Genomic DNA, 26,430 nt, shown 5'->3' on the forward strand with positions numbered 1-26,430 from the left:
AATGAGCTGGCTTTTTTGGGCTTTTCCTCGCCTTATATTCGGCTAGAATGCGCTTTTGCCGCATAAAATTCGGGGAATGACGGGCGTGAAGGTGAAAGCGGGTAGCGCGGCGGTGATCGACCGCACAGATACCAGGATTATGGCCGTGCTGCAGGCCGAGGGGCGCATTGCCAACGTGGAGCTGGCGCGGCGGGTGAACCTGTCCCCCAGCCCCTGCCTGGAGCGGGTGCGGCGCCTGGAGGCGGCGGGGCTGATTCGCAGCTACGGCGCCAAGCTGGATGCGGCGGCGCTGGGCTATGGTACCTCGGCCTTTATTCAGGTGACCCTCGATCGCACCACCGCTGATGTGTTCGACCGCTTTCGCGACGCGGTGGTGCTGATCGACGCGGTGGCCGAGTGCCACATGGTGGCGGGGGGCTTTGATTACCTGCTCAAGCTGCGGCTGAAGGACATGGAGGCCTACCGCGAAGTGCTGGCGAGCATTGTCGACCTGCCCGGGGTCGCCCAGACCCACACCTACGTGGTGATTGAGGCCATCAAGCACGACAGCGGCCTGCCGCTGAAGGCCTGAGCGGCGGTTTCTGGCAATGCCTGGGGGCGGGCGCTATCCTGCGCGCTTTGCCCGGGAGGAAGCATGGCCAGCCCCAGCGCCGATCTCAGTCAACTGCCGCTGATCCAGAGTGATGCCGCGGCCCTCGGCCTGCTGGCGTTGTGCCTGGGCCTGGTGTTTTACACCGAGCACAGCAAACACCCCGCCTGCCAGCGTTTTTACCGCTACGTGCCCTCGCTGCTGCTGTGCTACCTGCTGCCGTCCATCTTCAATACGGCGGGCATTATCAGTGGTGAGCACTCCAGCATTTACTACGTCACCTCGCGCTTTTTGCTGCCGGCGGCGCTGGTGTTGCTGACCCTGTCCATTGACATGAAGCGCATTGCGGCCCTGGGGCCCAAGGCCATTGTCATGTTCCTCACCGGCACCGTGGGCATTGTGATCGGCGGGCCCATTGCCATTTTGCTGGTGTCGCTGGTGAGCCCGGAGACGGTCGGCGGGGCGGCGCCCAATGAAATCTGGCGCGGCCTGTCCACCATTGCCGGCAGCTGGATTGGCGGCGGCGCCAACCAGACCGCCATGTACGAGATGTGGCAGGTGTCCGACGACATCTTCCCCTCGATGATTGCGGTGGACATTATCGTCGCCAATATCTGGATGGCGGTGCTGCTGATCATGGCCGGGCGCGCCGACGAACTGGACAAAAAGCGCGGCGCGGACAATTCCGCCATTTATGAGGTGCGCCAGGCGGTGGAGCACTTCGAGCGCCACCACGCGCGCATGCCCTACCTGCCGGACTTTATGCTGATGCTGGCGGTGGGCCTGGGGGTGATGGGCCTGTCCCACCTGCTGGCCGACGCCATCGCCCCCTGGATCAGCGCCAACTACCCGGCCCTCAACAAGTTCAGCCTGGGCAGCCAGTTTTTCTGGCTGGTGGTGATCGCCACCAGCATCGGCCTTGCCCTGTCCTTCACCCGCGTGCGCAACCTGGAGGCGGCGGGGGCCTCGCGTATCGGCTCGGTGTTTATTTACTTCCTGGTGGCCTCCATCGGCATGAAGATGGACATCAAGGCAATCGTGAATTACCCGGGCATTTTTGTGGTGGGGCTGATCTGGATATCCATCCACGCGGGCTTGTTGCTGCTGGTGGCGCGCATCATCAAGGCGCCCACCTTTTTCATAGCGGTGGGCAGCCAGGCCAATGTGGGGGGCGCGGCCTCGGCGCCGGTGGTGGCGGCGGCCTTCCACCCCTCACTGGCGCCGGTGGGGGTGTTGCTGGCGGTGCTGGGTTATGCGCTTGGCACCTACGCGGCGTGGCTGTGCGCGGTGCTGATGCAACTGGCGGCGCCGGTGGGGTAGGGGGTTAGAAGGGCGCGCTGTGTCAGCGCCTTGGCATTACAGCGCCTCAAACCGGTTGGCGGCCACGTTCTTCACCACCCGGTCGGCATCAAACACCTGCCCGTTCATGGCGATGTAAACCCCCGGCGGCTTGCTCTGCACCGCGCCAATGGCGCAGCCGATATTGAACACCGCGTCACTCTCGGCAAAGGCCGCCGGCTGCAGGGCGCCGGTTAGCACAATGCGCTTGTCGGCCAGGCCCGCCAGCGCTTTGGCGGTGGCCACCATGCCGTCGGTGCCGTGGGTGATCAGCACGCACTCTTCGCTGCAGCGCGCTACCAGCGCGCGGATGGTGGCACGGTCGGCATCGTCCATGTCCAGGCTGTCCTTGCGCATGGCAGATTCCACGCTGAAGTCAAAGCCCACACCCATGCGCTGCAGCAATTGGCCAATCACCGGATCGCCCACCTGATAGTCGCTCTTGGCGTCAAAGTAGATTTTGTCGATGGTGCCGCCAGTGGTGATGATGTGGAGTTTCATGCTGGGATTACGCCTTCCTGCCAGTGCTCACCCGCGATGGCGGGCTTGAAGAAGGCGCATTATAGCGAGGCTCCTTCGGCAGGAGCCAGTGTTCAGTCCAGCGCCTGCTCAAGCGCTTCGCACAGGGTTTTCAGGATCTGGATGCGGGCGTAGCGCTTGTCGTTGCCGGCCACCAGTGTCCAGGGCGCACCGGTGGTGCTGGTGTGGGCCACCATGTCCTCCACGGCCAGTTCGTAGTCGCGCCACTTGTCGCGGTTGCGCCAGTCGTCATCGGTGATTTTGTAGCGTTTGTGGGCGGTTTTCTCGCGGGCCCTGAAACGGGCCAGCTGTTCTTGCGGGCTGATGTGAATCCAGAATTTGCACAGCACACTGCCGTGTTCCACCAGCTGGGCCTCGAACTGGTTGATCTCGTTGTAGGCGCGCTGCCACTGTTCCCGGTCGGCAAAGCCCTCCACCCGCTCCACCAGCACCCGGCCGTACCAGGAACGGTCAAACAGGGTGGCGCGGCCATCGCGCTGGATGGTGCGCCAGAAGCGCCACAGGTAGTGGTGGGCCAGTTCCTCCTTGCTGGGGGCGGCGTACTGGGCCAAGTGGTAGAGCCTGGGGTCGATAGCCCCGGTCACGCGGCGAATGGCCGAGCCCTTGCCGGCGGCGTCCCAGCCCTCGAATGCCGCAATAAACGAGCGCTGCTTGCGGTGGGCCTTCCAGGTCAGGTCCTGCAGGCGCTGCTGGTAGTGCTGCAACTCGCTGCGGTAGGCCTTCTTCCCGAGCCGGGCGTCGCTGTCCACCCGCGCCAGCACCGTGGGTTGGCCGCGGCTGGTGTCGGCCAGTGCCGGCAGCGGCTGTGGCGCCACCTTACCGGGCTGCTGCAGGCGCTCGCGCATGGCCGCCAGCAGAACTTCCCCGCTGGCAATCTCCCGGTAGTTGCGGTCGTTGGCCTCCACCAGGTGCCAGGGTGCGTGGGCGGTGTCGCTGGCCAGCAGAATGTCCTGGGCGTTCTTCAGCACCGCGGGGTAGGCTTTTTTCCAAGCGTTGGCGTCCGCTTCAATGCGCGGGTTTTGCTGCTGCTTCGGCGCCTCCTCGGTCAGCTGCAATTGCTGTGTTTTGCTGCTGACGTGCAGCCACAGCTTGACGATCAGGTAGCCGTCGGCGCACAGCATGCGCTCAAAGTCGTTGATCTGCGCCAGTTGCCGGGCCTGCCGGGCGGGGTGCGCCTTACCCTCCAGGGGCGCGCGAATCAGGTGCGTGTACCAGGAGCCGAGAAAGATGCCGATGGTCCCCCGGCGCGGCAGGCAGCGCCAGTAGCGCCAGTAATAGGGTCGGGTTTCCTCCTCGTCGGAGTGCATCCACAGGGCGTTGGTTTCGATGCCGCGGGGGTCCATCCAGGTGTTCAGTTGGTGTACCAGGCTGCCCTTGCCGGCGCCGTCCACGCCGGCCACCACCACCAGGGTGGGCACGTTCTGCTCAGCCAACAGGAACTGGTGGGCCAGCAGTTCGCCCCGCAGCGCGGCCTCGCGCGCCTCGTAGTGGGTTTTGTCCAGGTGTTTGCCGGCTTCCAGTGCTTCAAACATAGTGAACATTTCCGTGACTATTGGCCATAGCGTAGGCTGTGGGGCGGCGGCTGGCTATAATCCGCTGCCCGTGACAGGATTGTTGCCGTGAGTTCAGCGACCAGCCGACAGTGTTATCCCCCCGTTATCCCCGATCGTACCCCGCATTCGTGGCAGCGCGGCTGAGCGCCGTGCCTCGGTGGTTGCGTGTGCGGGTCGCTGTGGCAGCGGCGCTGATGCTGTGGACCGGCGCAGCCGGCGCGGCGGTGCTCAATTACCGGGTGGGGGGCCTGGACAAGCCCCAGCGGGAGAACGTGCAGGCCTGGCTGGGCGAGGCGCCCGCCGACGAGACAGCGCGCAACGCTTTTCTGTCCACCGCCCGGGAACGGGTGGAGAAGGGCCTGCAGGCCCTGGGTTACTACCAGCCGGATATCGACTTCACCCTCGACAAGGAGCGAAGCCCCTGGCTGCTGAGCATCCAGGTGGTCGCGGGCGAGCCGGTCCACCTGGACGAATACGACCTGCGCCTGGCGGGCGAGGCCGCCACCGACCCGGCGTTTGAGCGCTACCTGGCCGAGGCGCCCCTGCAACCGGGCGATCAGCTGGACCACGCCGCCTACGAGAGCATGAAGAAAGGGCTGATGACCCTGGCCCAGCGCCGCGGGTACTTTGACGCGCGCTTCAGCGTGAGCCGGGTTGCCGTCGAGGTGGCGGCCAACACCGCCCGCCTCAGCCTGCACTTCGACAGCGGGCCACGCTACCGCTTTGGCCCGGTCAGCTACCAGGGCGACGTGCTGTCCACCGACCAACTCACCAGCCTGATGCCCTTTGCCGAGGGCGACCCCTTCGAGCTGGCGCGCCTGCAGGAATTCCAGTCGCAACTGCAGCGCACCGGCTACTTTCGCGGTGTGCTGGTGCGCCCCCAGATCGATGAGGCGGTGGATCAGCGCATTCCCCTGGCGCTGGATCTGGCGCCGGCCAAGCGCCACAGCTTTGAGGTGGGCCTGGGCTACAGCACCGACACCGAGGAGCGGGTGTCGATGGTGTGGCGCACGCCGCGCATCAACCGCTGGGGCCACAGCCAGGAAACCCGGTTGGAGTACTCTGCCATCAACCCCAGCGGCCGGGTCACCTACAACATCCCGCTTACCCACCCGCTGGACGATGTGTTGCAGCTGCGGGCGCGGCTGGAGCAAAACGAATTTGGCGACATCGACAGTGACCAGACCGAGTTTGGCGTGCGGCGCGAAATGCACCGCGACCGCTGGATTTACGGCTATTCCCTGCGCCACCTGAACGAGCGCTGGGACGTGGCCGGCGCCAGCCAGAATGACGACTACCTGCTGCCCGGCTTCAGCCTGGCCCACAAATACCGCGAGGGCGCCCTGGTGAACCCCAGTCGCGGCCTCAGCCAGTACTACCTGGTGGAGGGGGGCAGCGACCAGGCCGGTTCCGACCTCGACCTGGTCCGGGCCTACGGCAAACTGGTGTACGTGCACTCCCTGGCCGACGAACGCCACCGGTTGGTGGGGCGCCTGGAGGCGGGGGCCGTAATCGTATCGGCGGGCCAGCGCGACGAGCTGGCGCCCTCGCTCAGTTTTTTTGCCGGCGGCTCCCAGAGCCTGCGGGGCTACGGCTACCAGAGCATCGGCAAGGAGGTGAAGGTCACCCGGGATGATGGCAGCACCGGCACCGTGGTGGTGGGCGGTGACCGCCTGCTGGTGGGCAGCCTGGAATACCAGTACCGCTTTCGCCCCAATTGGCGCAGCGCCGTATTCATCGACGCCGGCGATGCCTTTGACGCCGAGCAGTTTGACGCCAACTACGGGGTGGGGGTTGGCCTGCATTACTTGACGCCAGTGGGCGCACTCAAGCTGGAAGTGGCCAACAGCATCAGCGAGGACGACCCGGATTGGCGCTTTATCATCAACATCGGGGCCGAGTTTTGAAGCGCTTGCTGGCCCTGCTGCCATTGCTGCTGGTGGGCCTGCTCACCGCGCTGCTGGCCTTGCCCCTCACCGAAGGCGGCAGCCGCGCGCTGGTGGGCCTGCTTGGGCGCTACACCCCGCTGCAGGTGGACTACGGTGGCGGCAGCCTGTACGGCCGCTTCCGGCTTAAATCCCTGCGCCTGAACGCCGGGGATGTGGCGGTGGAAGTGCGCGGCGTGAATGCCGCGGTGCGCGCCGCCTGCCTGGTGCAGGGCCAGCTTTGCTTTGAGCACCTGGCGGTGCAGCACCTGCAGGTTGTGGTGGCAGAGGGCGAGGCGGATGCCGCCACTGGCGATGCAGTGCCGGACCCTGCGCCTGATACCACGCCGCTGCTGTTCCCCCTGCGGGTGCTGGCCCCGCGCATCGAGCTGGCGGGGCTGGCTGTGCAGTGGCCCGGCGGGCGCTGGGAGCAGGCGGCAACGCTGCTCAGCGCGCGCATGGAAACCACCGGCATTTACATCAATGGCGCCCGTATTCGCGGCGCCCGGCTGAGCGTGGAGCCGGGTGACGACGGGGGCGCCGAGCGCATCGCTCTGCCGCCCATCTGGCTGCCCTTCGAACTGGCCATCGACGACCTTGAACTGGTGCAGACGCGCTGGAACCTGGCCGGCCAGGCTGGCGAGCTGGCCCGGGCCAGCCTGCAGGGGCGCTGGCTGGGGCCACAATTGCAGCTGGCCGAGGCCCGCTTGCAACACACCGACTGGGGCGAAGCCGGGCTTGCCGGCGAGGTGCGCTTTGCCGGTGACTGGCCGCTGAACGTGAAGGCAAGCGTGGTGGCCAACCCCGCCTTGCCCGGCATGGCCGAGCTGCAGCCGGGGCCCCTGGCGGTAAGTGCCAGCGGCGACCTGTCGGCCCTGGCCCTGGCCATAGACGGCACGGCGCAGCGGCAGCTGCGCCTGCGCGCCACCGTGGATGCCCTCGACCCGGCCCTGGCGTTTGAGCTGGAAGGCCAGCTGGCCTGGCCCGGGGCGCTGGCCCTGTCCAGCCTGGTGGCGCTGCCTGAGGACGCGCCAGCGGTGCTGCTGGCATCGCCCCTGTCACTGTCCCTGCACGGTGATGTGCAGCAGCAACAGTTGCTGGCCGCCGCCAAGGCCAGCGGCCTGGGGTACGAGGGTGTGGCGCTGGTGCTTGAGGGGCAGGTGCAGGGGCAGGGCAGCGCGTTCCGGCTGGACTCCCTCAGCGCCCAGGAGAGCGGCCCCCAGGGCAGCGCACTGTTCGCCACCGGCCAGCTGCAACTGGGGCAGGCGCCCTCGCTGGCACTGGCAATCAACAGCCCCGGGCTGACCCTGCCGGCACTCAGCGACTACCTGTTCGGGCGGGTGCAGGGCGACCTCACCGTTGCCGCCACGCTGGCGGATAGCGGCTGGACGCTGGCGCTGCAGCACGCGGACCTGTCCGGCGAGGTCAACGGCCTGCCGGCGACGGTGACCGGCAGCCTCAGCGCCGACAGCGAGCGCTACCTCAGCGCAGGCCAGCTGGACTTTGATGTGAACGGGGCTCGCGGCAGCCTGCGCGCGGGGGCGCAAAACGGCAGTGGCAGCGTGCTGAGCCTGTCGGTGGCGGACCTCAGCCGCTGGCGGCGCGACAGCCGCGGGTCTTTGAGCCTTAACGCCACCCTCAATACCACCACGTTGAATAACACCGCCTCGAACAACGCCACCCCGAACAACGCCGCCAGCGGCAATGCGCCCAAAGCGGCCCCGCAGGCTGCACTGGCCTCGATCGACTTCGAGGCCACCGCCGAGGACATTGCATGGCAGCAGACCACCCTGGAGCAGGGCAGCGCCAAGGGGCGCTTTAACCTTGCAGATGGGGGCGCTATTGATGGCGGCGCGATTGATGCCACCGTGCTGCTGCGCGGCCTGAAGCAGGGAGACCTGCTGCTCTACCGCAACGAGTTGGCCCTGAGCGGGCGCGGCGAGCATTACCAGCTTAACTGGCAGAGCCGGGGTGACATCGAAGGGGAGCTGTCCCTGTCTGCCCAGCGCAGTCTCGGCAGCTGGCAGGACTGGCGCGCCACCCTGGCCGCCACCGAGATCAAAACGCCCCTTGGCCCCTGGGCGCTGGCGCAGCCGGTTGCGCTGGACGTGAAGGGCGGCGAACTGAGCGTTGCCCCTCACTGCTGGCGGCAGGCCGCCACGGCATTGTGCGTGCAGCAGGCCAATATTGGCGCGAGCGGTGCGCTGGCCTTGAACCTCAAGGGTGATGCGGCGCTGCTGGAGCAGTTCGCCAGCGATGGCGTGCAGGTGACTGGCCAACTGAATGGCGAAGTGACAGCCAGCTGGAGCGCAACCAGCCCCCTTCAGGCCCAGGCCAACATCAGCCTGGCCAATGGCGAAGTCAGCCAGCAGCTGGAACACAGTACCGCCAGCTGGCGCTGGGACAAAATGACACTGGACGCCCGGCACCAGCAGGGCAGCACCGATCTGGCCGCGCGCCTGCAACAGGGCGCGCAGCAGGACGAGCAAGCCGTCGCGCTGCTGGACGTGCAGATCGATGGCAACAACGGCGACGCCCTGTCGGGCGATCTGACACTGCGCGATCTGCAGCTGGCCGCCCTGCGACCCTTTATCCCCCAGCTGGCGCGGCTGGAGGGCGCGCTGGCCGGCCGCCTGGCCCTGGCCGGCACCGCCCGCCAGCCCGACGTGCGTGGCCGCCTGCGCTGGCACCAGGGCGCCTTGCGCCTGCTGGATAACCCCACCGAGCTGGAGCAGCTGGATTTGCAGCTGGACCTGCAGGGCCAGCGCATGCAGCTGGCCGGTGGTGGCCTGCTGGGGGGCGGTGAGATCAGCCTGCAGGGCGAACTGCAGGGCTTGCCGGACTGGGCCCTGACCCTCAACGTACAGGGGCAAAGCAACCGCCTGCTGTACCCGCCGAGCCTGGAGGTAGTGGTCAGCCCGGACCTCAAGCTCACCGCCCGGGCCGACCTGGTGACAGTGGCCGGCGACATTCAGGTGGAGGAAGGGCGGCTGGAACAGGACCAGTTGCCAGAGGGCAGCGTGCAGCTGTCCAACGATGTCGTGCGGGTGGATTACGCCGGCAACGAGTTGGACGAGCAGCAGCTCTTTGACACCCGCATCGACCTGCGACTTGCCATTGCCGAGCGCTTTCGGGTGCTGGGCCAGGGGCTGGACGCCCGGGTGGGCGGCAACCTGGAAGTGCGCCAGCGCCCCGGGCGGCCACTGCAGCTGTATGGCAACCTGAACGTGGTGGACGGGGAATTTCGCGCCTACGGCCAGCACCTGAACATACGCCAGGGCCGGGTTTCCTTTGCCGGCGTGCCGGAAAACCCCGAGCTGGATTTACGGGCCGAGCGGGATATTTCCCTGGAGCAAGTCACCGCCGGTGTGAGCGTGGGCGGTACTCTGGATGCCCCCACCCTGCAGGTGTACAGCGACCCGCCCATGTCCCAGGCCGAGGCACTGTCCTACCTGGTGCGCGGCCGGGGGCTGGATTCCGGCGCCGATGCCGACGGCACCGCCCTGGCCCTGTCGCTGGGCAGCGGCATCCTGAACCGCAGCGCCCTGGTGGAAGGGCTCAATCGCGTGCCGGGGCTGAGCAACGTGGAATTTGGCGCCGAGGGCAGCGCGGACGACACCGCGGCCACGGTCAGCGGCTATCTGGGCGAGCGCATTTATCTGTCCTACGGCGTGGGCCTGTACGAGCCGGTGAACGTGTTGACCGCACGCTTGTACCTGTACACCCGGCTGTGGCTGGAAGTGGTCAGCCGACTGGAGAGCTCTGTCGATCTGTACTACAGCTTCGACATCGAGTGAGGGGCGCAACAGCCTGCATGGCGCGGCCAGGGGCCGTTTGTGCGAGAAAAGATGGTGCGAGAAAGGGCGTGCTAGAAAGCGGGGCGCCCACGGCGCCCCGCGCTGAACCTAGATGGCCTTGGGCAGAATGTAGAGTTCAACCCGGCGGTTCTGGGAGCGGCCCGACTCGGAGCCGTTGTCGGCGATGGGCTGGTCCGGCCCCATGCCCTGCACCAGCATGCGCGAGCGGGTCACGCCCCGGGTCACCAGGTAATCCGCCACTGAGCCGGCACGGCGCTCGGACAGGGTCTGGTTGTAGGAACGGCTGCCGGTGCTGTCGGTGTGGCCGCTCACCCGCAGGGTGGTATCGGCGTACTTGGCCAACACTTCACCCACTGAGTTCAGCACCGGGTAAAAGTCTGAACGCAGGTTGTAGGAATCGGTCTGGAAGGTGATGTTGCCCGGCATGATCAGGCGCAGGTTGTCGCCCTCGCGCTGCACCTGCACGCCAGTGCCCTGCAGCTGTTCTTTCAGTTTCGCTTCCTGCACATCCATGTAGGCGCCCACGCCAGCGCCGGCCAGGCCGCAGCCCAGGGCCGCGTTGCGGGCGTGTTTGCTGGATTCGATGGCCCCCACCAGCGCACAGACAGCCGCGGCGCCGGCGCCGTAGGTGGCGGCCTTGCTGGCCTGCTGTTGGCCGGTGTAGGGGTTGGTGGTACAGGCGCTGATGGCCAGCATGCCCGCGGCGGCCAGCGCCGTATTGCGAAGAGTTCCCATTGGTCTTGCTCCTTTTGGAAGTTTGTACGCCGGGGCGCCCCGGCGTTGTGCCCGTTATCACCGGGCTGGCTGCTTGGACAGCGCTGCGTGCCCAAGGTTCGCTGTGGCGGTGTGCGCCTGCTCCGCTCGGCTTGGAAGCGACACCCTGCAAGCAGCGCCTTTTAAAGTAGCGCCTTTATCACCACTTTTGTAGTTTAATGCCGGCAGGCACTGCCAGCGGGACTGCTGGCAAGTGGACAAATGTAAAGACCATAGAAGCGGGAGACAGACAGGATGAGCGAACTGACCACCAACGACGGCGTGGATTACGGCCCACTGGTGGCGCTGTTGGGGGAATGGCGCGGTGACAAGGGGGTGGATCGCGCCCCGGAACCGGATGGCGAGGAGCGCAACCCCTATTACGAAACCATCACCTTCGAGGCCGCCGGTGATGTGACCAACTGCGAAGACCAGGTGCTGGCCATTGTGCGCTATCACCAGGTGGTGCGTCGCAAGTCCAACGACAAGGTGTTCCACGACCAGGTCGGGTTCTGGCTGTGGGAGCCGGCCACCAATACGGTGATGGAAACCTTCACCATTCCCCGGGCCGTGGCGGTGGTGGCTACCGGCACCGTGACAGCGCCCGAGGGCGCCGATGGCGAGGTAGTGTTTGAAGTGTCCTGCGCGGCAGAGGGCAGCGGCATTGCCCAGTCGGCCTACATGTTCGACAACGGGCGCACCACGGCCTTTAGCCACCGGCTGAGCGTGAAGGGCGACCAGATGCGCTATACCGAAAGCACCACGCTGGATATCTACGAAAAGCGCAGTTACGACCACAAAGACGTCAATACCCTGACCCGCGTCGGCTGATGGATCCGCTCAGCCAGGGCGTACTTGGCGCCGCGCTGCCCCAGAGCAGCGCACGGCGCAGGGAGGCGGCGGGGGCCGGCCTGCTGGGTTTTCTGGCCGGCATGGCGCCGGATCTGGATGTGCTGATTCGCTCATCCAGCGACCCGCTGCTGTTTCTGGAATACCACCGCCAGTTTACCCATTCGCTGCTGTTCATTCCGGTGGGCGGGCTGCTCTGCGCCCTGGCCCTGCACGGCCTGATCGGCCGGCGGCGCGGCTTCTCCTTCGGGCGTAGCTATGCCTTCTGCACCCTGGGCTATGCCACCCACGGCCTGCTGGATGCCTGCACCACCTACGGCACCATGCTGTTCTGGCCCTTTAGTGAGGCGCGCATCGCCTGGAACACCATCTCCATCATCGACCCGCTGTTTACCTTGCCGCTGCTGGTGTTGGTGCTGCTGGCGGGGCTGCGCAAGCAGCCGGTGCTGGCGCGCTATGCGCTGGTGTGGGTGCTGGCCTACCTCTGCCTTGGCTTGTGGCAGCGCAACGAGGCCCAGTCCATCGGCCGCGAACTGGCTGCCCAGCGCGGCCACCAGCCGCTGCGCCTGGAGGCCAAGCCGAGCTTTGCCAATATCCTGCTGTGGAAGGTGGTGTACCAGACCGAGGAGCGCTTCTACGTGGATGCGGTGCGCACCGGCCTGAGCCCCCGGGTGTTTGCCGGCGAATCCCTGCCGGTGCTGAACGTGCCGCGGGATTTGCCCTGGCTGGCGCCGAACAGCCAGCAGGCACTGGATGTGGCCCGTTTCAGCTGGTTCAGCAACGGTTATGTGGCGCTGGACCCCACCCATGCCAACCGGGTGATCGACATTCGCTATTCGCTGCTGCCCAACGAGATTGCCCCCCTGTGGAGCATTGTGCTGGACCCGGCGGCCGACGACAGCGCCCACGCCGCCTACATCACCCACCGTGAGGGTGGGCCACAGCGCGGCGCAGCCCTGTGGCGGATGTTAAGCGGTAAAAAAGGGCAGGGGACGGAAGCGCCGGATGCACAAGCCCAGAACGCAGAGGCCCAGAACGCAGCAAGCGAGCCAGGCGCGCGGGCCGGAGCAGGCGCCCCGGCCCGCTAGGCAGACTCAGCCCGCCAGCACCGCCTGGGCGGCGGGCAGGGCGTCGCCGTGGGTGATGGGGGCACCCTGGCGGCCCAGCACAGATTCCAGCGCGGCCAGCAGGGTGATCACATTGCGTTCGCGGCTGGAATGGCCCATCAGGCCGATGCGCCAGGTTTTGCCGGCCAGGGCGCCAAGGCCCGCGCCAATCTCCAGGTCGAATTCATTGAGCAGGGCGCTGCGCACTGCGGCGTCGTCAACCCCCTCGGGAATGTTCACCGCGTTCAGCTGCGGCAGACGGTGCTCGGCAGCCACCGCCATCGACAGGCCCATGGCCTCAAGGCCCGCCACCAGCGCCGCGTGATTGCGCGCGTGGCGCGCCCAGGCGGTTTCCAGCCCTTCCTCGCGCAGCATCACCAGCGATTCGTGCAGGGCGTACAGGGCGTTCACCGGGGCGGTGTGGTGGTAGGCGCGCTTGGTGTTGCCACCCCAATAGCCCATCACCAGTTGCATATCCAGGAACCAGCTTTGCACCTTGTGCTCGCGGGCGTTGATGCGCTCTACCGCGCGCGGGCTGAAGGTGACCGGCGAAATGCCCGGCACGCAGGACAGGCACTTCTGGGTGCCGGAGTACACCGCGTCGGCGCCCCAGCCGTCCACGTCCAGCTCGATACCGCCGAGGGAGGTGACCGTGTCGACGATGGACAGGGCGCCGTGCTCCCGGGCCAGGGCGCACAGGGCGGCGGCGTCGGAGCGCACGCCGGTGGAGGTTTCAGCGTGCACGAAGGCGAGCACCGACGCCTCGGGGTGGTCGGCAAAGGCAGCCTGCACCTTGTCGAGGGAAACTGGCTGGCCCCAGGCATCTTCAACCATCACCGCGGTGGCGCCGCAGCGTTCGACGTTCTCTTTCATGCGTCCGCCAAACACGCCGTTGGCGCAGACGATCACCGTGTCGCCCGGCGCCAGCAGGTTGACGAAGCAGGCTTCCATGCCGGCAGAGCCGGGGGCGGACACCGGCAGGGTCAGCTCGTTGCGGGTTTTAAAGGCGTATTGCAGCAGGGCCTTGATCTCGTCCATCAGGCCCACAAACAGCGGGTCCAGGTGGCCCAGGGTAGGGCGGGCCAGGGCGCCGAGAACGCGGGCCGGAACGTCGGAGGGGCCGGGGCCCATCAGGGTGCGCTGGGGAGGATAGAAGCTGCCGGTCATGGGAAAACTCCGGGTGATAAGCGGTTAAAAGGTGTCGAACTGCAGGAGGCGCAAGCCTAGCAGCATTGCCGGGGGGGCTTAAGCGGCAGGTATCAATACTCTGCATCCATGGCAGTGATACCCGCCGGCGGGGTCAGGCGTTGCCGGTTTCCCGCTTCACCTTGGCCTGGGCCGCGGCGATGCGCGCCACCGGCACCCGGAAGGGGCTGCAGGACACGTAGTCCAGCCCCAGGTCGTGGCAGAACTGGATGGAGCGCGGGTCGCCGCCGTGCTCGCCGCAAATGCCGTACTTGATGCCGGGCTTGCGGGCGCGGCTCTCGTTCACCGCCATTTCCATCAGGCGGCCCACGGCGCGCTGGTCCAGCGACACGAAGGGGTCGGCCTCCACCAGTTTCTTCTCCAGATACTGCGGAATGAACTTGCCGGCGTCATCGCGGGAGAAACCGTAGGTCATCTGGGTGAGGTCGTTGGTGCCAAAGCTCATGAACTCCACTTCGCCGGCCAGGCGGTCGGCGCCCAGGGTGGCCCGGGGCGTTTCCATCATGGTGCCGATCTTGTAGGGCACGGAAATCTTTTTCTCGGCCAGTACCGCGCGGATGCCGCGGTCGATGATTTCCGAGATCAGGCGAATCTCGCGCACGTTCACCACCAGCGGAATCATGATTTCCGGTAGCGGCTTGTGGCCGGCCTCGATGGCGGCTACGGCGGCGCTGATGATCGCCTTCACTTGCATCTCGGTGATTTCCGGGTACACGACTGACAGGCGGCAGCCACGGAAGCCCAGCATGGGGTTCACTTCCGCCAGGTCCTTGACGATGTCGCGGATCTTGTCGGCGCTTTTGCCGATACGCCCGGCCAGGGCCTCAATCTCGGCGTCGTCGTGGGGCAGGAATTCGTGCAGCGGCGGGTCCAGCAGGCGCACCGTCACCGGCAGGCCGTCCATCACTTTGAACAGGGCCAGCATGTCGTCGTGCTGGAAGGTCAACAGCTGGTCCAGGTAGCTCTGGCGCTCGTCCTTGGATTCGGACAGGATCATGGCCCGCATCAGGTCGATGCGCTCGGCCTCGAAGAACATGTGCTCGGTGCGGCACAGGCCAATGCCCTCGGCGCCAAGCTCCCGGGCCTTGGCGGCGTCTTCGGGGGTTTCGGCGTTGGCGCGCACCTTCAGGCGGCGGTGTTTGTCAGCCCAGCTCAGCAACACCTGGAAGTCGTCGGACGACGAGGCTTCTGTTTTGGGAATGTCGCCCAGCATCACGTCGCCGGCGGTGCCATCCAGGGTAATTACGTCGCCGCGCTTGATCACCACGCCGTCGCTGGTGGTGGCGGTGCCCTCGGCATAGTTGATCTTCAGGCTGCCACAGCCGGTGATGGCGCACACGCCCATGCCCCGGGCCACCACCGCCGCGTGGGAGGTCATGCCGCCAAGCTCAGTGAGGATGCCCTCGGCCACCTTCATGCCGTGGATGTCTTCCGGCGTGGTTTCGCGGCGCACCAGCACCACCTTGTCGCCGCCAGCGGCAACCTGCACTGCCTCGTCGGCGGAGAACACCACCTTGCCGGTGGCGCCGCCGGGGCTGGCGGGCAGTCCGGTGGCGACAATGTCGGTCTTGGCCTGCGGATCCACCATCGGGTGCAGGAAGGCCTCCACGTGCTCCGGGGATACCCGCATCAGCGCTTCACTCTCGCTGATCAAGCCCTCGTTCACCATGTCCACGGCAATTTTCACCGAGGCGCGGCCGGTGCGCTTGCCGCTGCGGGTCTGCAGCATGTAAAAGCGGCCTTCCTGCACGGTGAATTCCAGGTCCTGCATGTCGCGGTAGTGCTTCTCCAGCAGGGCCTGGGTGTTGTACAGCTCGTCGTACACCGCGGGCAGTTTGTCCTTCAGGGATTCCAGCGGCAGCGGGGTGCGGGTGCCCGCCACCACGTCCTCGCCGGCGGCGTTAAACAGAAACTCGCCGAAAAACTCGTGCTCGCCGGTGGAGGGGTTGCGGGTAAAGGCCACGCCGGAGCCGGAGGTGTCGCCAAAGTTGCCGTACACCATGGCCTGCACGTTCACCGCGGTGCCGAGGGTCTCGGGAATGTTGTTCATTTCGCGGTAGACGTAGGCGCGGGGGGTGTGCCAGGACAGGAACACCGCTTCCACCGCCATCTTCAGCTGCACGAAGGGGTCTTCCGGGAAGTTCACCAGGGTCTTGAAGGTCTTGATGATGGCCTGCCAGTCCTCGGCGCTCATGTCGGTGTCGAGGGGTTTGTTGTGCTGCTCTTTGTACTTCTCGATCTCGTGCTCGAACTGTTCGCCGTCGGCTTCCAGCACCACGTTGGCAAACATCTGGATGAAGCGGCGGTAGCAGTCGTAGGCGAAGCGGGGGTTGTCGGTTTTTTTCGCCAGGCCGGCGGCAATGTCGTCGTTGAGGCCGAGGTTGAGGATGGTGTCCATCATTCCGGGCATGGACACCGGCGCGCCGGAGCGCACCGAGAACAGCAGGGGGTTTTCCGGGTCGCCGAAGCGGGCGCCCATGTTTTTCTCCACCAGGTCCAGGGCCACCCGGTATTCCTGCTCCAGCAGCGGCGGCAGCTTGTTGCCGGCTTCAAAGAACTCACGGCAGGTGGGGGTGGTGATGATGAAGCCAAAGGGCACCGGCAGGCCGAGGGTGGTCATTTCGCACAGGTTGGCGCCCTTGCCGCCGAGCAGGTCGCGATCGTCCTTGCTGCCTTCGTTGAACAGGTAGACTCGTTTGGCCATGAATACTCCGGGGTGTGTTCGGCTGGATGAGTGAGGGCGCGAGTATATAGGCTCCGCGCCCGCCGCGGGAGCGCGGCGCTATATAAAATTGTTTCAATATCAACAACTTGTAGTGAAACTACAAGCCGGGGGTCACAGCGCCCCCGGAACGGCCCATCTTTGTAGATTTACTACAGTCTAGCCGAGCGCGGCCGCCTGTCGCCCTGGGCCCCCCGGCTTTTTACGGCCTCGCCCGGGGCGCTGTGGCGGCCGCTAGCGCCGCGCCAGCAGGTCGCTGAGGCGGTCGATCTCGGCAAGGTCGGCGGTGGCCGGCACCACAAACACCTCTTCGCAACCGGCGGCCTCGGCGTTGTCCAGGGCCTCGCGCACGGCGTCGGCGTTGTGGCGGTGCACCGAGCGGGCCATGGCGGTGGCGATTTCCGCGCCGGCGATGTCCAGGTAGTCGTACACGTAGTCGTAAAGGCGCTGCTCGGCGTTGTCCGCCAGTGAATACCAGAAGCCGCCGAGGCGATAGGGCGGCTGCTCGCGCCCGGCGTTGGCCCAGGCCCGGTTGGCCAGCGCAAAGGCATTGGCCAACTCGCCCTGCTCGCCGTTGCCAGACCAGGCGTACAAGCCGTCGGCCCACTGCGCGCAGCGGGCAATGCTTTTGGGCCCCAGGGCGCCGGCCAGCAGCTGCGGCCCGCCCGGGCGCGTGGGGGCGGGGCCAATGCTGCCGCCACCGTCGATAATTTCCTCGCCGTTCCACACCCGGCGCAATTGGGCCACCTGCTGATCCATGCGCTGGTAGCGGCCGCGAAGAGGGCGCTCCATCGCCTCATAGTCCTTCTCGCGCCCGCCATAACCCACGCACACCTGCTCCACGCGGCCCCCCGACAGAATGTCCATGGTGGCCACTTCCTTGGCCACGCCCACCGCCGGGTGCATCGGCAGCACATACAGGGTGGGGGTGATCTTCACCCGCCGGGTGGCAATGGCCGCGGCCGCCAGCACCACGCGCATGTCGTAGGTGGGCCCGTGCACCCGCTCGCCGCAGGACACGCTGTGGAAGGGCCCTTCGTCCACGCGCTGGAACCAATTCAGGTAGTCGTCGCGGGTGAGTCCGTCTTTCATGTAGGGCAGGCAGACGCCGATCTTCATAGTGCTGTACTCGCTGGGGTGTTGTTATCGGGTGTTGTTATCGAGAGTTGCTATCGAGAATTGCTATCGAGAGTTGTTATCGGATTGCGGCATTATGGCGCGCGACAAAGGGGGGCGGGGCATTTGCTGTTCAGCATGGTAAACCAGCGCTGCGTCCCTGTGGCTGGCGGCGCTGTTGCGCCCGGGTGGCGAGGCGGGCGGCTGTACCGCTGCCGGGGGCTGGGGTAACGTCCGCCACGGGCAGGCAACAAGTATTCTGGCCTGGCTCACCCAAACCGTCCCCTCCAACAAGGCGAATAACATGAAGATTGACGGACCCCTGTACAGCCGGCTCGAAGACGCCGGCGCGGATGCGGCGCGAATGGCCGCTATAGGCTACGACGGACTCTACACCCTGGAGGGCAGTGGCGACCCTTTCCTGCCATTGGTGCTGGCCTCGCAACAGGCGCCGGCGCTGGATATCGCCACCGGCATTGCGGTGGCCTTCCCGCGCAACCCGCTGCACCTGGCCTACCAGGCCTGGGACCTGCAGCGCTACAGCGGCGGGCACTTCCTGCTGGGGCTGGGCTCCCAGATACGCGCCCACATCGAAAAGCGCTTCGGGGTGGATTTTGACCCGCCGGCTGCGCGCATGCGCGATTACATCCTGGCCCTGAAGGCCATTTTCAATTGCTGGCAGCACGGCGAGCGGCTCAACTATCAAGGGCGCTTTTATCGCCACACCCTGATGACGCCCATGTTCAACCCCGGCCCCAACCCCCACGGCATTCCGCCGGTGTTGCTGGGCGCTCTGGGGCCGCGCATGACAGAGGTGGCGGGGGAGGTGGCCGACGGGCTGATTGTGCACCCCTTCAACAACCTGGCTTTTTTGCACCAGCACACCCTGCCAGCGGTGCAGCGGGGCCTTGAGCGCGCCGGCCGGCAGCGCGCCGACTTCACCCTGCAGATCAACGCCATGGTGATCACCGGCGAGAGCCCCCAGGCCATGGCCACCGCCCGGGAGAGCATCCGCCAGTTGTTGGGCTTTTATGCCTCCACCCCGGCCTATCGCCCGCCGATGGACGCCATCGGCAAGGGCGAATTGCAGGGCGAACTGAACCGGCTCAGCAAGGCCGGCGAGTGGGAGGCCCTGGCCGGCCATATCGACGATGACTTTGTAACTGCCTTTGCGGTCCAGGGCCCGCCGGACACCATCGCCGCCCAGCTGGTGGAGCGCTACGGCGCACTGGCCGACCGCCTGGCCCTGTACATTCCCTACCAGGCGCCCGACGATCTGTGGCGCGGCATCATTGCCGATTTGCACCGCCTGGCGCCTGCGGCTGCGCCGGAATGACAGAAAAAGCAGGGCCCGAGAAATAGAAGAGCAGCGCCCGAATAACAAAAAAGCGGAGCCCGGATGACAGAAAAATTGGCCGGCCCGGTCCAAGCCTGGGCGCCGTGCTATGGCTAGCATGGCGCTTGAATCTCGTGATCGCCAACGGAAGCGCCTATGAAAATCCAGTTCACACCGGAACAACTGGCCCTGCGGGACGAATTGCGCCAGTACTTCCGCACGCTGATGACCCCCGAACTGCGCGCCGAGTGCGAGCGCGACATGGGCGAGGGCGGCGGCCCCCTGTGGCGCGAAGCCCTGCGCCAGATGGGTCGCGACGGCTGGATTGGGCTCGGCTGGCCACAGGCGCTGGGCGGCCGCGGCCTCACGCCGCTGGAGCAGTTCATCTTTGTCGAGGAGGTGATGCGGGCGGGCTACCCCTTTCCCTTCCTTACCACCGAGTCCGTCGGCCCCATGCTGGCCGAGCACGGCAATGCGTGGATCCAGCGCGAAATCGTGCCCAAAATCCTGGCCGGAGAGCTGCTGATCGCCATTGGCTATTCCGAGCCCGGCGCCGGCACCGACCTCGCCAACCTGAAAACCCGCGCCGAGCGCGATGGCGACGACTGGGTCATCAACGGCCAGAAGATGTGGACCTCGCTGGCGCATTTTTGCGATTACACCTGGCTTGCGGTGCGCACCGACCCCGAGGCGGCCAAAAAGCACAAGGGTATATCCATGTTCCTGGTGCCCAACGCAGACCCGGGCTGGAGCTGCACGCCGGTGAACACCCTGGGTGGCGTGCGCACCAACGCCACCTACTACGACAATATCCGTGTGTCCGACGACCATCGCGTGGGTGAACTTCACGGTGGCTGGAAGCTGATAACCGGCCAACTCAACCGCGAGCGGCTGAGCCTGATCAACTTCGGCCCCTCCGCCGAGCTGTTCAACGCCACCGTGCGCTGGGCCCGCGACACCGAGCTGCCCGCCGGCGGCCGGGTGATCGACGCGCCCTGGGTACAGATGAATCTGGCGCGCTGCCGCGCCGCCATTGAGTGCATGAAGCTGATTGTCTACAAGCAGAGCTGGGCCATGACCGAGGGCAGTCTGGACATGGCCGATGCCTCCGCCGCCAAGGTCTATGGCTCGGAAACCTTCATCGAACTGTACCGGGCGCTGGGGGAAATTGTCGGCCAGGCCGGCCTGCTGCGCGACGGCGCCGGTGGCGACAGCGCCCGCCGCCTGGAGCGCCTGTACCGCACCGCCTCCATCATTACCTTTGGCGGCGGCACCAACGAGATCCAGCGCGACATTATTTCCGCCGCGGGCCTGTGGATGCCCCGGGCCAGCCGCTAGCGAGCGAGGGGAGCACAGCATGGACTTTGGATTCAGCAGCGAACAGCAGGACATCCGCCAGCTGGCCCGCCAGATACTGGGCGAGCAGGTGAGCGCGGAGTCCCTCAAGCCCTACGACGAATACGCCACAGTGCGCTTCGACGCCGACCTGTGGCGCACCCTGGGGCAGGCGGGGCTCACCGCCATCCCGGTCAGCGCCAGTGAGGGTGGCGGCGGCTTCGGGTTTATGGAACTGGCCCTGCTGCTTGAGGAAGTGGGGCGCAGCATTGCCCCGGTGCCAATGCTCAGCCACTGCGTGGGCGGCTTGATGGTACTGCAGCGCTTTGCCGACAGCGCCCTCAAGCAGCGCCTGCTGGCCCCGGCGGTGGCCGGCGATGTGCTGCTGGGCGCCGCGGTGCTGGAAGCGGGTAACGAGAACCCCGCCGACCCGCGCTTGACCCGGGCCGAGGTCACCGCCGAGGGCCTGCGCCTGAACGGCACCAAGCAGGCCGTGCCCTTTGCCCGCCAGGCCGACTACCTGTTGGTGGCGGCCCGTCACGGCGAGGAGGTCGCGGTGTGCTTTGTGGATACCCGCGCCCCCGGCGTCACCCTTGAAGACTGCCAGTCAACCGCCTTCGAGCCCCAGGCCCACCTGGTGCTGGAGAATGTCGAGGTGGCGGCGCCATGGGTGCTGGCGGCCACTGGCGGTGCTGCCATCATGGATTGGCTGGCTGAACGCCTGAGCGCCGCCCACTGCGCCCACCAGCTCGGGGTGGCCGATGCCGCCATGCGCATGGCGGCCACCTACACCAGCGAGCGGCAGCAGTTTGGCGTGCCGGTGGCCACCTTCCAGGCCGTGGGCCACCGCATGGCCAACTGTTACATCGATATCGAATGCCTGCGCCTTGCCACCTACCAGGCCTGCTCGCTGCTGCACGATGAGTGCGAGGCGGGCGTCGAAACCCATATCGCCAAGATCTGGGCCGGCGACACCGGCCACCGGGTGAGTTATGCCACCCAGCATGTGCACGGCGGCATGGGCATCGACCGCGACTACAGCCTGTGGCGCTACTGCCTGTGGCTGCGCCACAACGAAATGACCCTGGGGGGCAGCAGCGTTCACCTCGCCGAGTTGGGCCGCCGCCTGGCCGCGGGGGAGGGCCTGTTTGCCTGAGGCGGGGCCCGCAATGGGCGCCGCCTGAGCAGGATTCACACCGCCTCGCTTACCGCCGGCGGGGCGCTGGGGTACACTTGCCGCCCATGATCGCCGCCCCCGTCAGAGCCCTTCTTGCCTGCAGCCTGTTGCTGCTGTCGGCCTGTGCCGAACAGCAGCCCCGGCTGACCGGCGAGCGCCAGGGCGCGCCGGTGGATTTCAGCGGCCACTGGGAAATGAACTACGCCCAGAGCGACAACATCCAGGCCCGGCTGAACGCCCTGGTGCGCGAGCTGCGCAAGCAGACCGAGCGGCGCAGCGCGGGCGGCGGCGAAGTGGGTGGCCCGGCCATTGCCATTGGCGGCAGCAACAGCGGCGCGTCCGTCATGGGGCTGGCGCAGATGGCGGACATGATCACCCAGTCCGCCCTGGTCACCGTGGCCCAGGACAGCCAGGGCATCCAGGTCAAGCGCGAGGGCAACTTCGCCCTGGACTGCCAGTTCACCGGCCCCGACGCCTACCGCCTGGATTCCCCCTTCGGGCGCGAGTTGTGCGGCTGGGACGGCCATCAACTGGTGTTTACCCTGCTGCTGCCCGACGGGCTCAGCATCCGCCATCGCCTGACCCTCAGCCAGGATCGCCAGAACATGAACATCGCCACCACCGTGGTGTCCGACCAGGTGTCCATGCCCTTTACCCTGAACCGCGTTTACACCCGCTTTGAACCCGGCAGCAGCGGCTACCACTGCGAAATGACCGTCACCCGCGGGCGCGTGTGCACCACGGAGGCGCCGTGAGGGCGGCGCTGACAGCAGTGCTGGCCCTGGCCCCGGCGCTGTTGCTGCTGGCCGCCTGTGGCGGCACCGCCACACGCCCGTCTCCCCAGTATGCCCCGCCCGTGCAGGCCGCTGAATGGCCGGCGCCGGTGGGCAGCGTGGTGCTCCGGCGGCAGGCCCCGATGGATGACGCGGCAGCCCTGGATATCGGCCTTGCGGTGTTCGACCCGGGGCTGGCCGAGGATGTGACCTCACACGGTACGCGCGGCATTTTTCCGGAAATCCGCCGGGCGGAAGTGCGCTACTTGCCGGTGCTGCTGCGCCAGGCGCTGGTGGATGCCGGCGCCTGGGGCGTGGTGCGGGTGTTGCCCGAAGCCGACGACAGCGCTGAGCTGCAGATCAGCGCCACCATTTTGCACTCCGATGGCCTGCGCCTGGCGCTTGCGGTGAATGCCCGCGATGCCACCGGCCGGGTGTGGCTGCAGCGCGTGTATACCGATGTCACCGGCCCCGGCGATTACCCGGTGCCGGCCGGGGCCGACCCCTTTGCCGACCTGTACCGCCAGATCGCCAACGACCTGCTGGCGGTGCGCCAGGGCCTATCCAGCGCCGAGGTGCGCGCCATCGCCCAGGTGGGCGAACTGCGCTATGCCCAAAGCCTGGCGCCGGATGCCTTTGCCGGCTATCTGGTGGCGGACGAGGCCGGGCACCTGCGCGTGCAGCGGCTGCCGGCAGAGGGCGACCCGATGATGGCGCGGGTGCAGCGCCTGCGCGACCAGGAGCACCGCTTTATCGACACGGTGGACGAGCAGTATGTGGACCTGGTTGATGACATGCGCCCCACCTACGACCTGTGGCGCCAGTACGGGCGCGAACAGGCCGAATACATGCAGGGCTACCAGCAGCGCCTGCAGGACAGGGACAGCGCCGGCCGGCGCGGCTCCTTTGCCGCCATGCAGCAGACCTACAACACCTTTCGCTGGAGCAAGGTGCAGCAGCAGGACCTGCGGGAACTGGCCCAGGGCTTTGACAACGAAGTGAGCCCCACGGTGCTGGATGTCAGCGGCCGCGTGTTCCGCCTGAGCGGCAGCCTGGAATCCCAGTACGACGAATGGCGCGGCATTCTGCGCCAGATCTTCGCCCTGGAAACCGGCCTTGGCTTAGCGCCCGAGGGCCAGTGATGCAAGCGCTCTGGCTATACTGCAAGTTCCGGCCGCAAGCGGCCGTGCACAGGGATTGGGAACAACATGAGCTGCGAACATGAGTGAGCGGAGCGACGAAGCACAGGAGCGCACCCTGGTGGATGCGCTGCTGCGCCTGAGCGGCGAAGTGGCCGGCGGCACCCTGGGGCTGGCCCGCAACACCGCCACCCTCAGCGCCATGCTCGGCGAGTCCTGGCTGCGCCAGATACTCAGCGCCAGCATGGAGCCCGAGCGGCTGGAGGCCATGGCCGAGGCCGGCCACTTCCTGCGCGACACCCGGGAGACGGCCGGGCTCACGCTGAAGGAGCTGGCCGAGAGCCTGGGTTTGGCAGACAAGCAGATGCTGGAAGCGGTAGAGAGCGGTGAAAAACTGCTGCCGCTGGAGCTGGTGCTGCGCAGCGCTTCGCTGCTGGCGCGCCACGACCCGATCCCCTTTTTGCTGAAATTCCTGCGCACCTACAACCCGCAGCTGGAAAAGCGCCTGGAGGACTGGGGCGTAATGGCCCTGCCGCGCCAGTACGAGCGCGAGCGCCGTTTCATCAACCTGTACCGCAAGCACGATGCCCTGCGCCGCTTCAGCGACAGCGAGTTCCAGCGCTACATTGAGTACATGGACAGCTCATCCAACCTGGTGCTGGATGTCATGGCCCGGGAAAAGGCCGCCCACGCCGGCACCCGTACCCGCACCGCCGCCAAACGGTCCAGCCGCACGGCAAAGTCAAAGGCGAGCCCCAAATCCTCCGGCAAAACCGCCGGCAAAGCCCGACCCCCGCGCCGCAAAAACTGAGCCGCCGGCGCCGCCACAGGAGAGTCTGATTGAGTACCGACGAACAGCACTGGTTTGCCACCTGCCCCAAGGGCATTGAGAGCCTGCTGGCCCATGAGCTGCAGAGCCTGGGGGCGAACACAGTGCGCGAGACCGTCGCCGGCGTGCATTTTTCCGGGCCGCTGGCGGCGGCCTACCGCGTCTGTCTGTGGTCGCGCCTGGCCAACCGGGTGCTGCTGCCCCTGGCCACGGTGGACGCCGCCGATGGCGACCAACTCTACGCTGGGCTCAGTGCCCTGGACTGGCAGCGCTGGATGCAGGTGCGCCAGACCTTCGCCATTGATTTCAGCGGCCAGAACCGCGCCATTCGCAATACCCAGTTCGGCGCCCAGCGCGCCAAAGACGCCCTGGTGGACTGGTTTGCCCAGCGCTTTGGCCGGCGGCCCTCGGTGGAGCGGCGCGACCCGGACTTGCGCTTCAACCTGCGCCTGTCCAAAGACCGGGCCATGCTGGCCCTGGACATGGTGGGTGGCAGCCTGCACCGGCGCGGCTACCGCAGCGAAGCGGGGGCGGCCCCGCTGAAGGAGAACCTGGCGGCCGCCATCCTGTTGCGTGCCGACTGGCCCGGCATGGCCGCCCGGGGCGGGGCATTGATCGATCCTATGTGTGGCGCCGGCACCCTGCTGCTGGAAGGCGCCATGATGGCCGCGGATATCGCCCCGGCGCTGGAGCGCCAGCGCTTTGGTTTCGAGGCCTGGTCGGGGCACAACCCCCAGCAGTGGCAGGCCATTCTGAGCGACGCCCGCGGCCGGGCCGAGCGCGGCCGCCAGCGCCAGCTGCCGGAGATGCGCGGCTACGACGCCGATCACCGGGTGGTGCGCCGGGCCCAGGAAAACATCGCCCGCCTTGGCCTTGAGCGGGCGGTGCGGGTGCTGCGCAAGCCCCTGGCGGAATTGCGCCGCCCCACCCACCTGCCGATCGCCGAGGGCCTGCTGGTGTGCAACCCGCCCTATGGCGAACGCCTGGGCGAAAAAGACAGCCTGCGCTATCTCTACCGCGAGCTGGGCGCCGCCATGAAGCGGGAATTTGACGACTGGCAGGCGGCCATCTTCACCTCCGACCTGGACCTCGGTCGCGCCATCGGCCTGCGCAGCCACCGCCAGTACAAACTCTACAACGGTGCCCTGCCGGCCAGCCTGTTGCTGTTCGATTTGAAGGACAACCGGCTGCGGGACGAGGCCCCCCCGGCTAGCAGCCCGCCGCCTACGGCGCCGGCAGAACAGGCGGCGCCGGCGGCCCCCCTGTCGGAGGGCGCGCAGATGTTTGCCAACCGCCTGCGCAAAAACCGCCGCCGCCTTGGCCCCTGGCTCAAGCGCAGCGCCGTGGAGTGCTATCGCCTGTACGATGCCGACATGCCCGAGTACGCGGTGGCGGTGGATATGTACGGCAGCCAGGTGCATGTGGCGGAGTACCGCGCCCCGGCCGGTATCGACCCCGACGCCGCCGCCCGGCGCCTGGACGAGGTGATGGCCGCGCTGCCCGGCGCCCTGAACGTAAAGCCGGCGGATATTGCCCTCAAGGTGCGCCAGCGCCAGCGGGGCAGCGAGCAGTATGCACGACAGGCCGACCGCGGCGAGTTCTTCAGCGTGCGGGAGGGGCAGGCCAAGCTGCTGGTCAACCTGCACGACTACCTCGACACCGGCCTGTTCCTGGATCACCGGCCCCTGCGCCTGCGCATTGCCGCCGAGGCCCGGGGGCGGGACTTCCTCAACCTGTTCTGCTACACCGGGGCCGCCACCGTGCAGGCGGCGGTGGGCGGGGCGCGCTCCACCACCAGTGTGGATTTGTCCAACACCTACCTCGGCTGGCTGCGCAAAAACCTGGCCCACAACGGCCTGGGGGAGCAGGGCAATCGCATCGAGCGCAGCGATTGCCTGCGCTGGCTGGAGCAGGGCGGGCGCGACTACGACCTCATCATGCTCGACCCGCCGTCCTTCTCCAATTCGCGGGCGGTGAAAGACAGCTTCGACGTGCAGCGCGATCACCCGGCCCTGGTACAGGCCGCCATGGCCCGGCTGCGCCCCGACGGCCAGTTGTACTTCTCCAACAATCGCCGCGGGTTCCGGCTGGCGCCGGAACTGGCCGAGCAGTTTGACTGCCAGGACATTACCCGCGACACCCTCGACCCGGATTTCGAGCGCAATGCCCGCATCCACGTTTGCTTCCGCCTGCGCCACCGGGGGGCTGCTGCCTAGCCCCTTGCGCCCGGTTCGCCAGCCCGCCTGGCGCCGCTTTTCGGGTAAGCGTCTACAAACCTCCGCGCGGCGGCTATCCACAGCGGCAGGTGTTTTTCCGCGGGGGTTTA

General features: G+C 66.9%; 19 protein-coding genes. 13 read left to right on the plus strand and 6 right to left on the minus strand.

The window, feature by feature from the left end:
* Positions 1-85: 85 nt before the first annotated feature.
* Positions 86-571, plus strand: coding sequence for an Lrp/AsnC ligand binding domain-containing protein (locus DDZ17_RS00150; RefSeq protein ID WP_277749282.1), 486 nt, complete (start codon positions 86-88; stop codon positions 569-571).
* 63 nt (positions 572-634) lie between these two features.
* Positions 635-1,909: a DUF819 family protein gene (locus tag DDZ17_RS00155; RefSeq protein ID WP_116363944.1), complete on the plus strand. Its 1,275-nt coding sequence runs from the start codon at positions 635-637 to the stop codon at positions 1,907-1,909.
* Positions 1,910-1,945: 36 nt separating this feature from the next.
* Here DDZ17_RS00155 and DDZ17_RS00160 read toward each other — a convergent pair whose 3' ends face one another.
* Positions 1,946-2,428, minus strand: a complete 483-nt coding sequence (locus DDZ17_RS00160; protein ID WP_116363945.1) for an asparaginase domain-containing protein — start codon at positions 2,426-2,428, stop codon at positions 1,946-1,948.
* A 92-nt stretch (positions 2,429-2,520) separates the two neighbouring features.
* The gene (pap, locus tag DDZ17_RS00165) at positions 2,521-3,999 is read right to left on the minus strand and encodes a polyphosphate:AMP phosphotransferase (RefSeq protein ID WP_116363946.1); all 1,479 of its coding nucleotides are present in this window, start codon (positions 3,997-3,999) and stop codon (positions 2,521-2,523) included.
* Between the two features lie 188 nt (positions 4,000-4,187).
* Between pap and DDZ17_RS00170 the strand changes: the two genes are divergently transcribed.
* Positions 4,188-5,927 (plus strand): autotransporter assembly complex protein TamA, encoded by a 1,740-nt coding sequence (locus DDZ17_RS00170; protein ID WP_157976371.1) that lies wholly within the window; start codon positions 4,188-4,190, stop codon positions 5,925-5,927.
* Positions 5,924-9,742: a translocation/assembly module TamB domain-containing protein gene (locus DDZ17_RS00175; RefSeq protein WP_116363948.1), complete on the plus strand. Its 3,819-nt coding sequence runs from the start codon at positions 5,924-5,926 to the stop codon at positions 9,740-9,742. The genes DDZ17_RS00170 and DDZ17_RS00175 overlap by 4 nt, the downstream gene beginning before the upstream one ends.
* Positions 9,743-9,850: 108 nt before the next feature.
* Here the strand turns inward: DDZ17_RS00175 and DDZ17_RS00180 are convergent, their stop codons facing one another.
* The gene (locus tag DDZ17_RS00180; protein WP_116363949.1) at positions 9,851-10,498 is read right to left on the minus strand and encodes a YiaD family glycine zipper/OmpA-like lipoprotein; all 648 of its coding nucleotides are present in this window, start codon (positions 10,496-10,498) and stop codon (positions 9,851-9,853) included.
* A 273-nt stretch (positions 10,499-10,771) separates the two neighbouring features.
* On the opposite strand from DDZ17_RS00180, the gene DDZ17_RS00185 reads away from it, so the two are divergent.
* Both DDZ17_RS00185 and DDZ17_RS00190 read left to right on the plus strand, forming a co-directional pair.
* Entirely contained in the window at positions 10,772-11,347 is a 576-nt protein-coding gene (locus DDZ17_RS00185) for a heme-binding beta-barrel domain-containing protein (RefSeq protein ID WP_206613394.1), read from the plus strand.
* Positions 11,347-12,453: a metal-dependent hydrolase gene (locus tag DDZ17_RS00190; protein WP_116363950.1), complete on the plus strand. Its 1,107-nt coding sequence runs from the start codon at positions 11,347-11,349 to the stop codon at positions 12,451-12,453. Before DDZ17_RS00185 ends, DDZ17_RS00190 begins: the two co-directional genes overlap by 1 nt.
* 6 nt (positions 12,454-12,459) lie before the next feature.
* Here DDZ17_RS00190 and DDZ17_RS00195 read toward each other — a convergent pair whose 3' ends face one another.
* From DDZ17_RS00195 to DDZ17_RS00205, 3 genes are all read right to left on the minus strand, one after another.
* Positions 12,460-13,638 carry a pyridoxal-phosphate-dependent aminotransferase family protein gene (locus tag DDZ17_RS00195; protein ID WP_116363951.1) on the minus strand — a complete coding sequence of 393 codons (1,179 nt, stop codon included), beginning with the start codon at positions 13,636-13,638 and terminating at the stop codon, positions 12,460-12,462.
* Between the two features lie 133 nt (positions 13,639-13,771).
* Positions 13,772-16,381 carry a pyruvate, phosphate dikinase gene (ppdK, locus tag DDZ17_RS00200; RefSeq protein WP_116363952.1) on the minus strand — a complete coding sequence of 870 codons (2,610 nt, stop codon included), beginning with the start codon at positions 16,379-16,381 and terminating at the stop codon, positions 13,772-13,774.
* 252 nt (positions 16,382-16,633) lie between these two features.
* On the minus strand, positions 16,634-17,518 hold the full coding sequence (locus DDZ17_RS00205; protein WP_116363953.1) for an LLM class flavin-dependent oxidoreductase: 885 nt from the start codon (positions 17,516-17,518) through the stop codon (positions 16,634-16,636).
* Positions 17,519-17,819: 301 nt separating this feature from the next.
* On the opposite strand from DDZ17_RS00205, the gene DDZ17_RS00210 reads away from it, so the two are divergent.
* The 7 genes from DDZ17_RS00210 (at position 17,820) to rlmKL (ending at position 26,320) form a co-directional block, all read left to right on the plus strand.
* Positions 17,820-18,851, plus strand: coding sequence for a TIGR03617 family F420-dependent LLM class oxidoreductase (locus DDZ17_RS00210; RefSeq protein ID WP_116363954.1), 1,032 nt, complete (start codon positions 17,820-17,822; stop codon positions 18,849-18,851).
* A 156-nt stretch (positions 18,852-19,007) separates the two neighbouring features.
* Positions 19,008-20,189 carry an acyl-CoA dehydrogenase family protein gene (locus tag DDZ17_RS00215; RefSeq protein WP_116363955.1) on the plus strand — a complete coding sequence of 394 codons (1,182 nt, stop codon included), beginning with the start codon at positions 19,008-19,010 and terminating at the stop codon, positions 20,187-20,189.
* Between the two features lie 19 nt (positions 20,190-20,208).
* Positions 20,209-21,342, plus strand: coding sequence for an acyl-CoA dehydrogenase family protein (locus DDZ17_RS00220; RefSeq protein WP_116363956.1), 1,134 nt, complete (start codon positions 20,209-20,211; stop codon positions 21,340-21,342).
* Positions 21,343-21,428: 86 nt separating this feature from the next.
* Positions 21,429-22,118: a hypothetical protein gene (locus tag DDZ17_RS00225; RefSeq protein WP_116363957.1), complete on the plus strand. Its 690-nt coding sequence runs from the start codon at positions 21,429-21,431 to the stop codon at positions 22,116-22,118.
* Entirely contained in the window at positions 22,115-23,278 is a 1,164-nt protein-coding gene (locus tag DDZ17_RS00230; protein WP_116363958.1) for a hypothetical protein, read from the plus strand. Before DDZ17_RS00225 ends, DDZ17_RS00230 begins: the two co-directional genes overlap by 4 nt.
* Before the next feature lie 79 nt (positions 23,279-23,357).
* Positions 23,358-24,086, plus strand: coding sequence for a helix-turn-helix domain-containing protein (locus tag DDZ17_RS00235; protein WP_116363959.1), 729 nt, complete (start codon positions 23,358-23,360; stop codon positions 24,084-24,086).
* Between the two features lie 29 nt (positions 24,087-24,115).
* Positions 24,116-26,320, plus strand: a complete 2,205-nt coding sequence (rlmKL, locus tag DDZ17_RS00240; RefSeq protein WP_116363960.1) for a bifunctional 23S rRNA (guanine(2069)-N(7))-methyltransferase RlmK/23S rRNA (guanine(2445)-N(2))-methyltransferase RlmL — start codon at positions 24,116-24,118, stop codon at positions 26,318-26,320.
* Positions 26,321-26,430: the final 110 nt, after the last annotated feature.

The organism is Parahaliea mediterranea, from assembly GCF_003402235.1.
Taxonomy (GTDB): Bacteria; Pseudomonadota; Gammaproteobacteria; order Pseudomonadales; family Halieaceae; genus Parahaliea; species Parahaliea mediterranea.

Coding starts and splice junctions, on each gene's coding strand:
- DDZ17_RS00155 (WP_116363944.1), top strand. CDS start 635: ATGGCCAGCCCCAGCGCCGATCTCAGTCAACTGCCGCTGATCCAGAGT.
- DDZ17_RS00160 (WP_116363945.1), bottom strand. CDS start 2,428: ATGAAACTCCACATCATCACCACTGGCGGCACCATCGACAAAATCTAC.
- pap (WP_116363946.1), bottom strand. CDS start 3,999: ATGTTTGAAGCACTGGAAGCCGGCAAACACCTGGACAAAACCCACTAC.
- DDZ17_RS00180 (WP_116363949.1), bottom strand. CDS start 10,498: ATGGGAACTCTTCGCAATACGGCGCTGGCCGCCGCGGGCATGCTGGCC.
- DDZ17_RS00185 (WP_206613394.1), top strand. CDS start 10,772: ATGAGCGAACTGACCACCAACGACGGCGTGGATTACGGCCCACTGGTG.
- DDZ17_RS00190 (WP_116363950.1), top strand. CDS start 11,347: ATGGATCCGCTCAGCCAGGGCGTACTTGGCGCCGCGCTGCCCCAGAGC.
- DDZ17_RS00195 (WP_116363951.1), bottom strand. CDS start 13,638: ATGACCGGCAGCTTCTATCCTCCCCAGCGCACCCTGATGGGCCCCGGC.
- ppdK (WP_116363952.1), bottom strand. CDS start 16,381: ATGGCCAAACGAGTCTACCTGTTCAACGAAGGCAGCAAGGACGATCGC.
- DDZ17_RS00205 (WP_116363953.1), bottom strand. CDS start 17,518: ATGAAGATCGGCGTCTGCCTGCCCTACATGAAAGACGGACTCACCCGC.
- DDZ17_RS00210 (WP_116363954.1), top strand. CDS start 17,820: ATGAAGATTGACGGACCCCTGTACAGCCGGCTCGAAGACGCCGGCGCG.
- DDZ17_RS00215 (WP_116363955.1), top strand. CDS start 19,008: ATGAAAATCCAGTTCACACCGGAACAACTGGCCCTGCGGGACGAATTG.
- DDZ17_RS00220 (WP_116363956.1), top strand. CDS start 20,209: ATGGACTTTGGATTCAGCAGCGAACAGCAGGACATCCGCCAGCTGGCC.
- DDZ17_RS00225 (WP_116363957.1), top strand. CDS start 21,429: ATGATCGCCGCCCCCGTCAGAGCCCTTCTTGCCTGCAGCCTGTTGCTG.
- DDZ17_RS00235 (WP_116363959.1), top strand. CDS start 23,358: ATGAGTGAGCGGAGCGACGAAGCACAGGAGCGCACCCTGGTGGATGCG.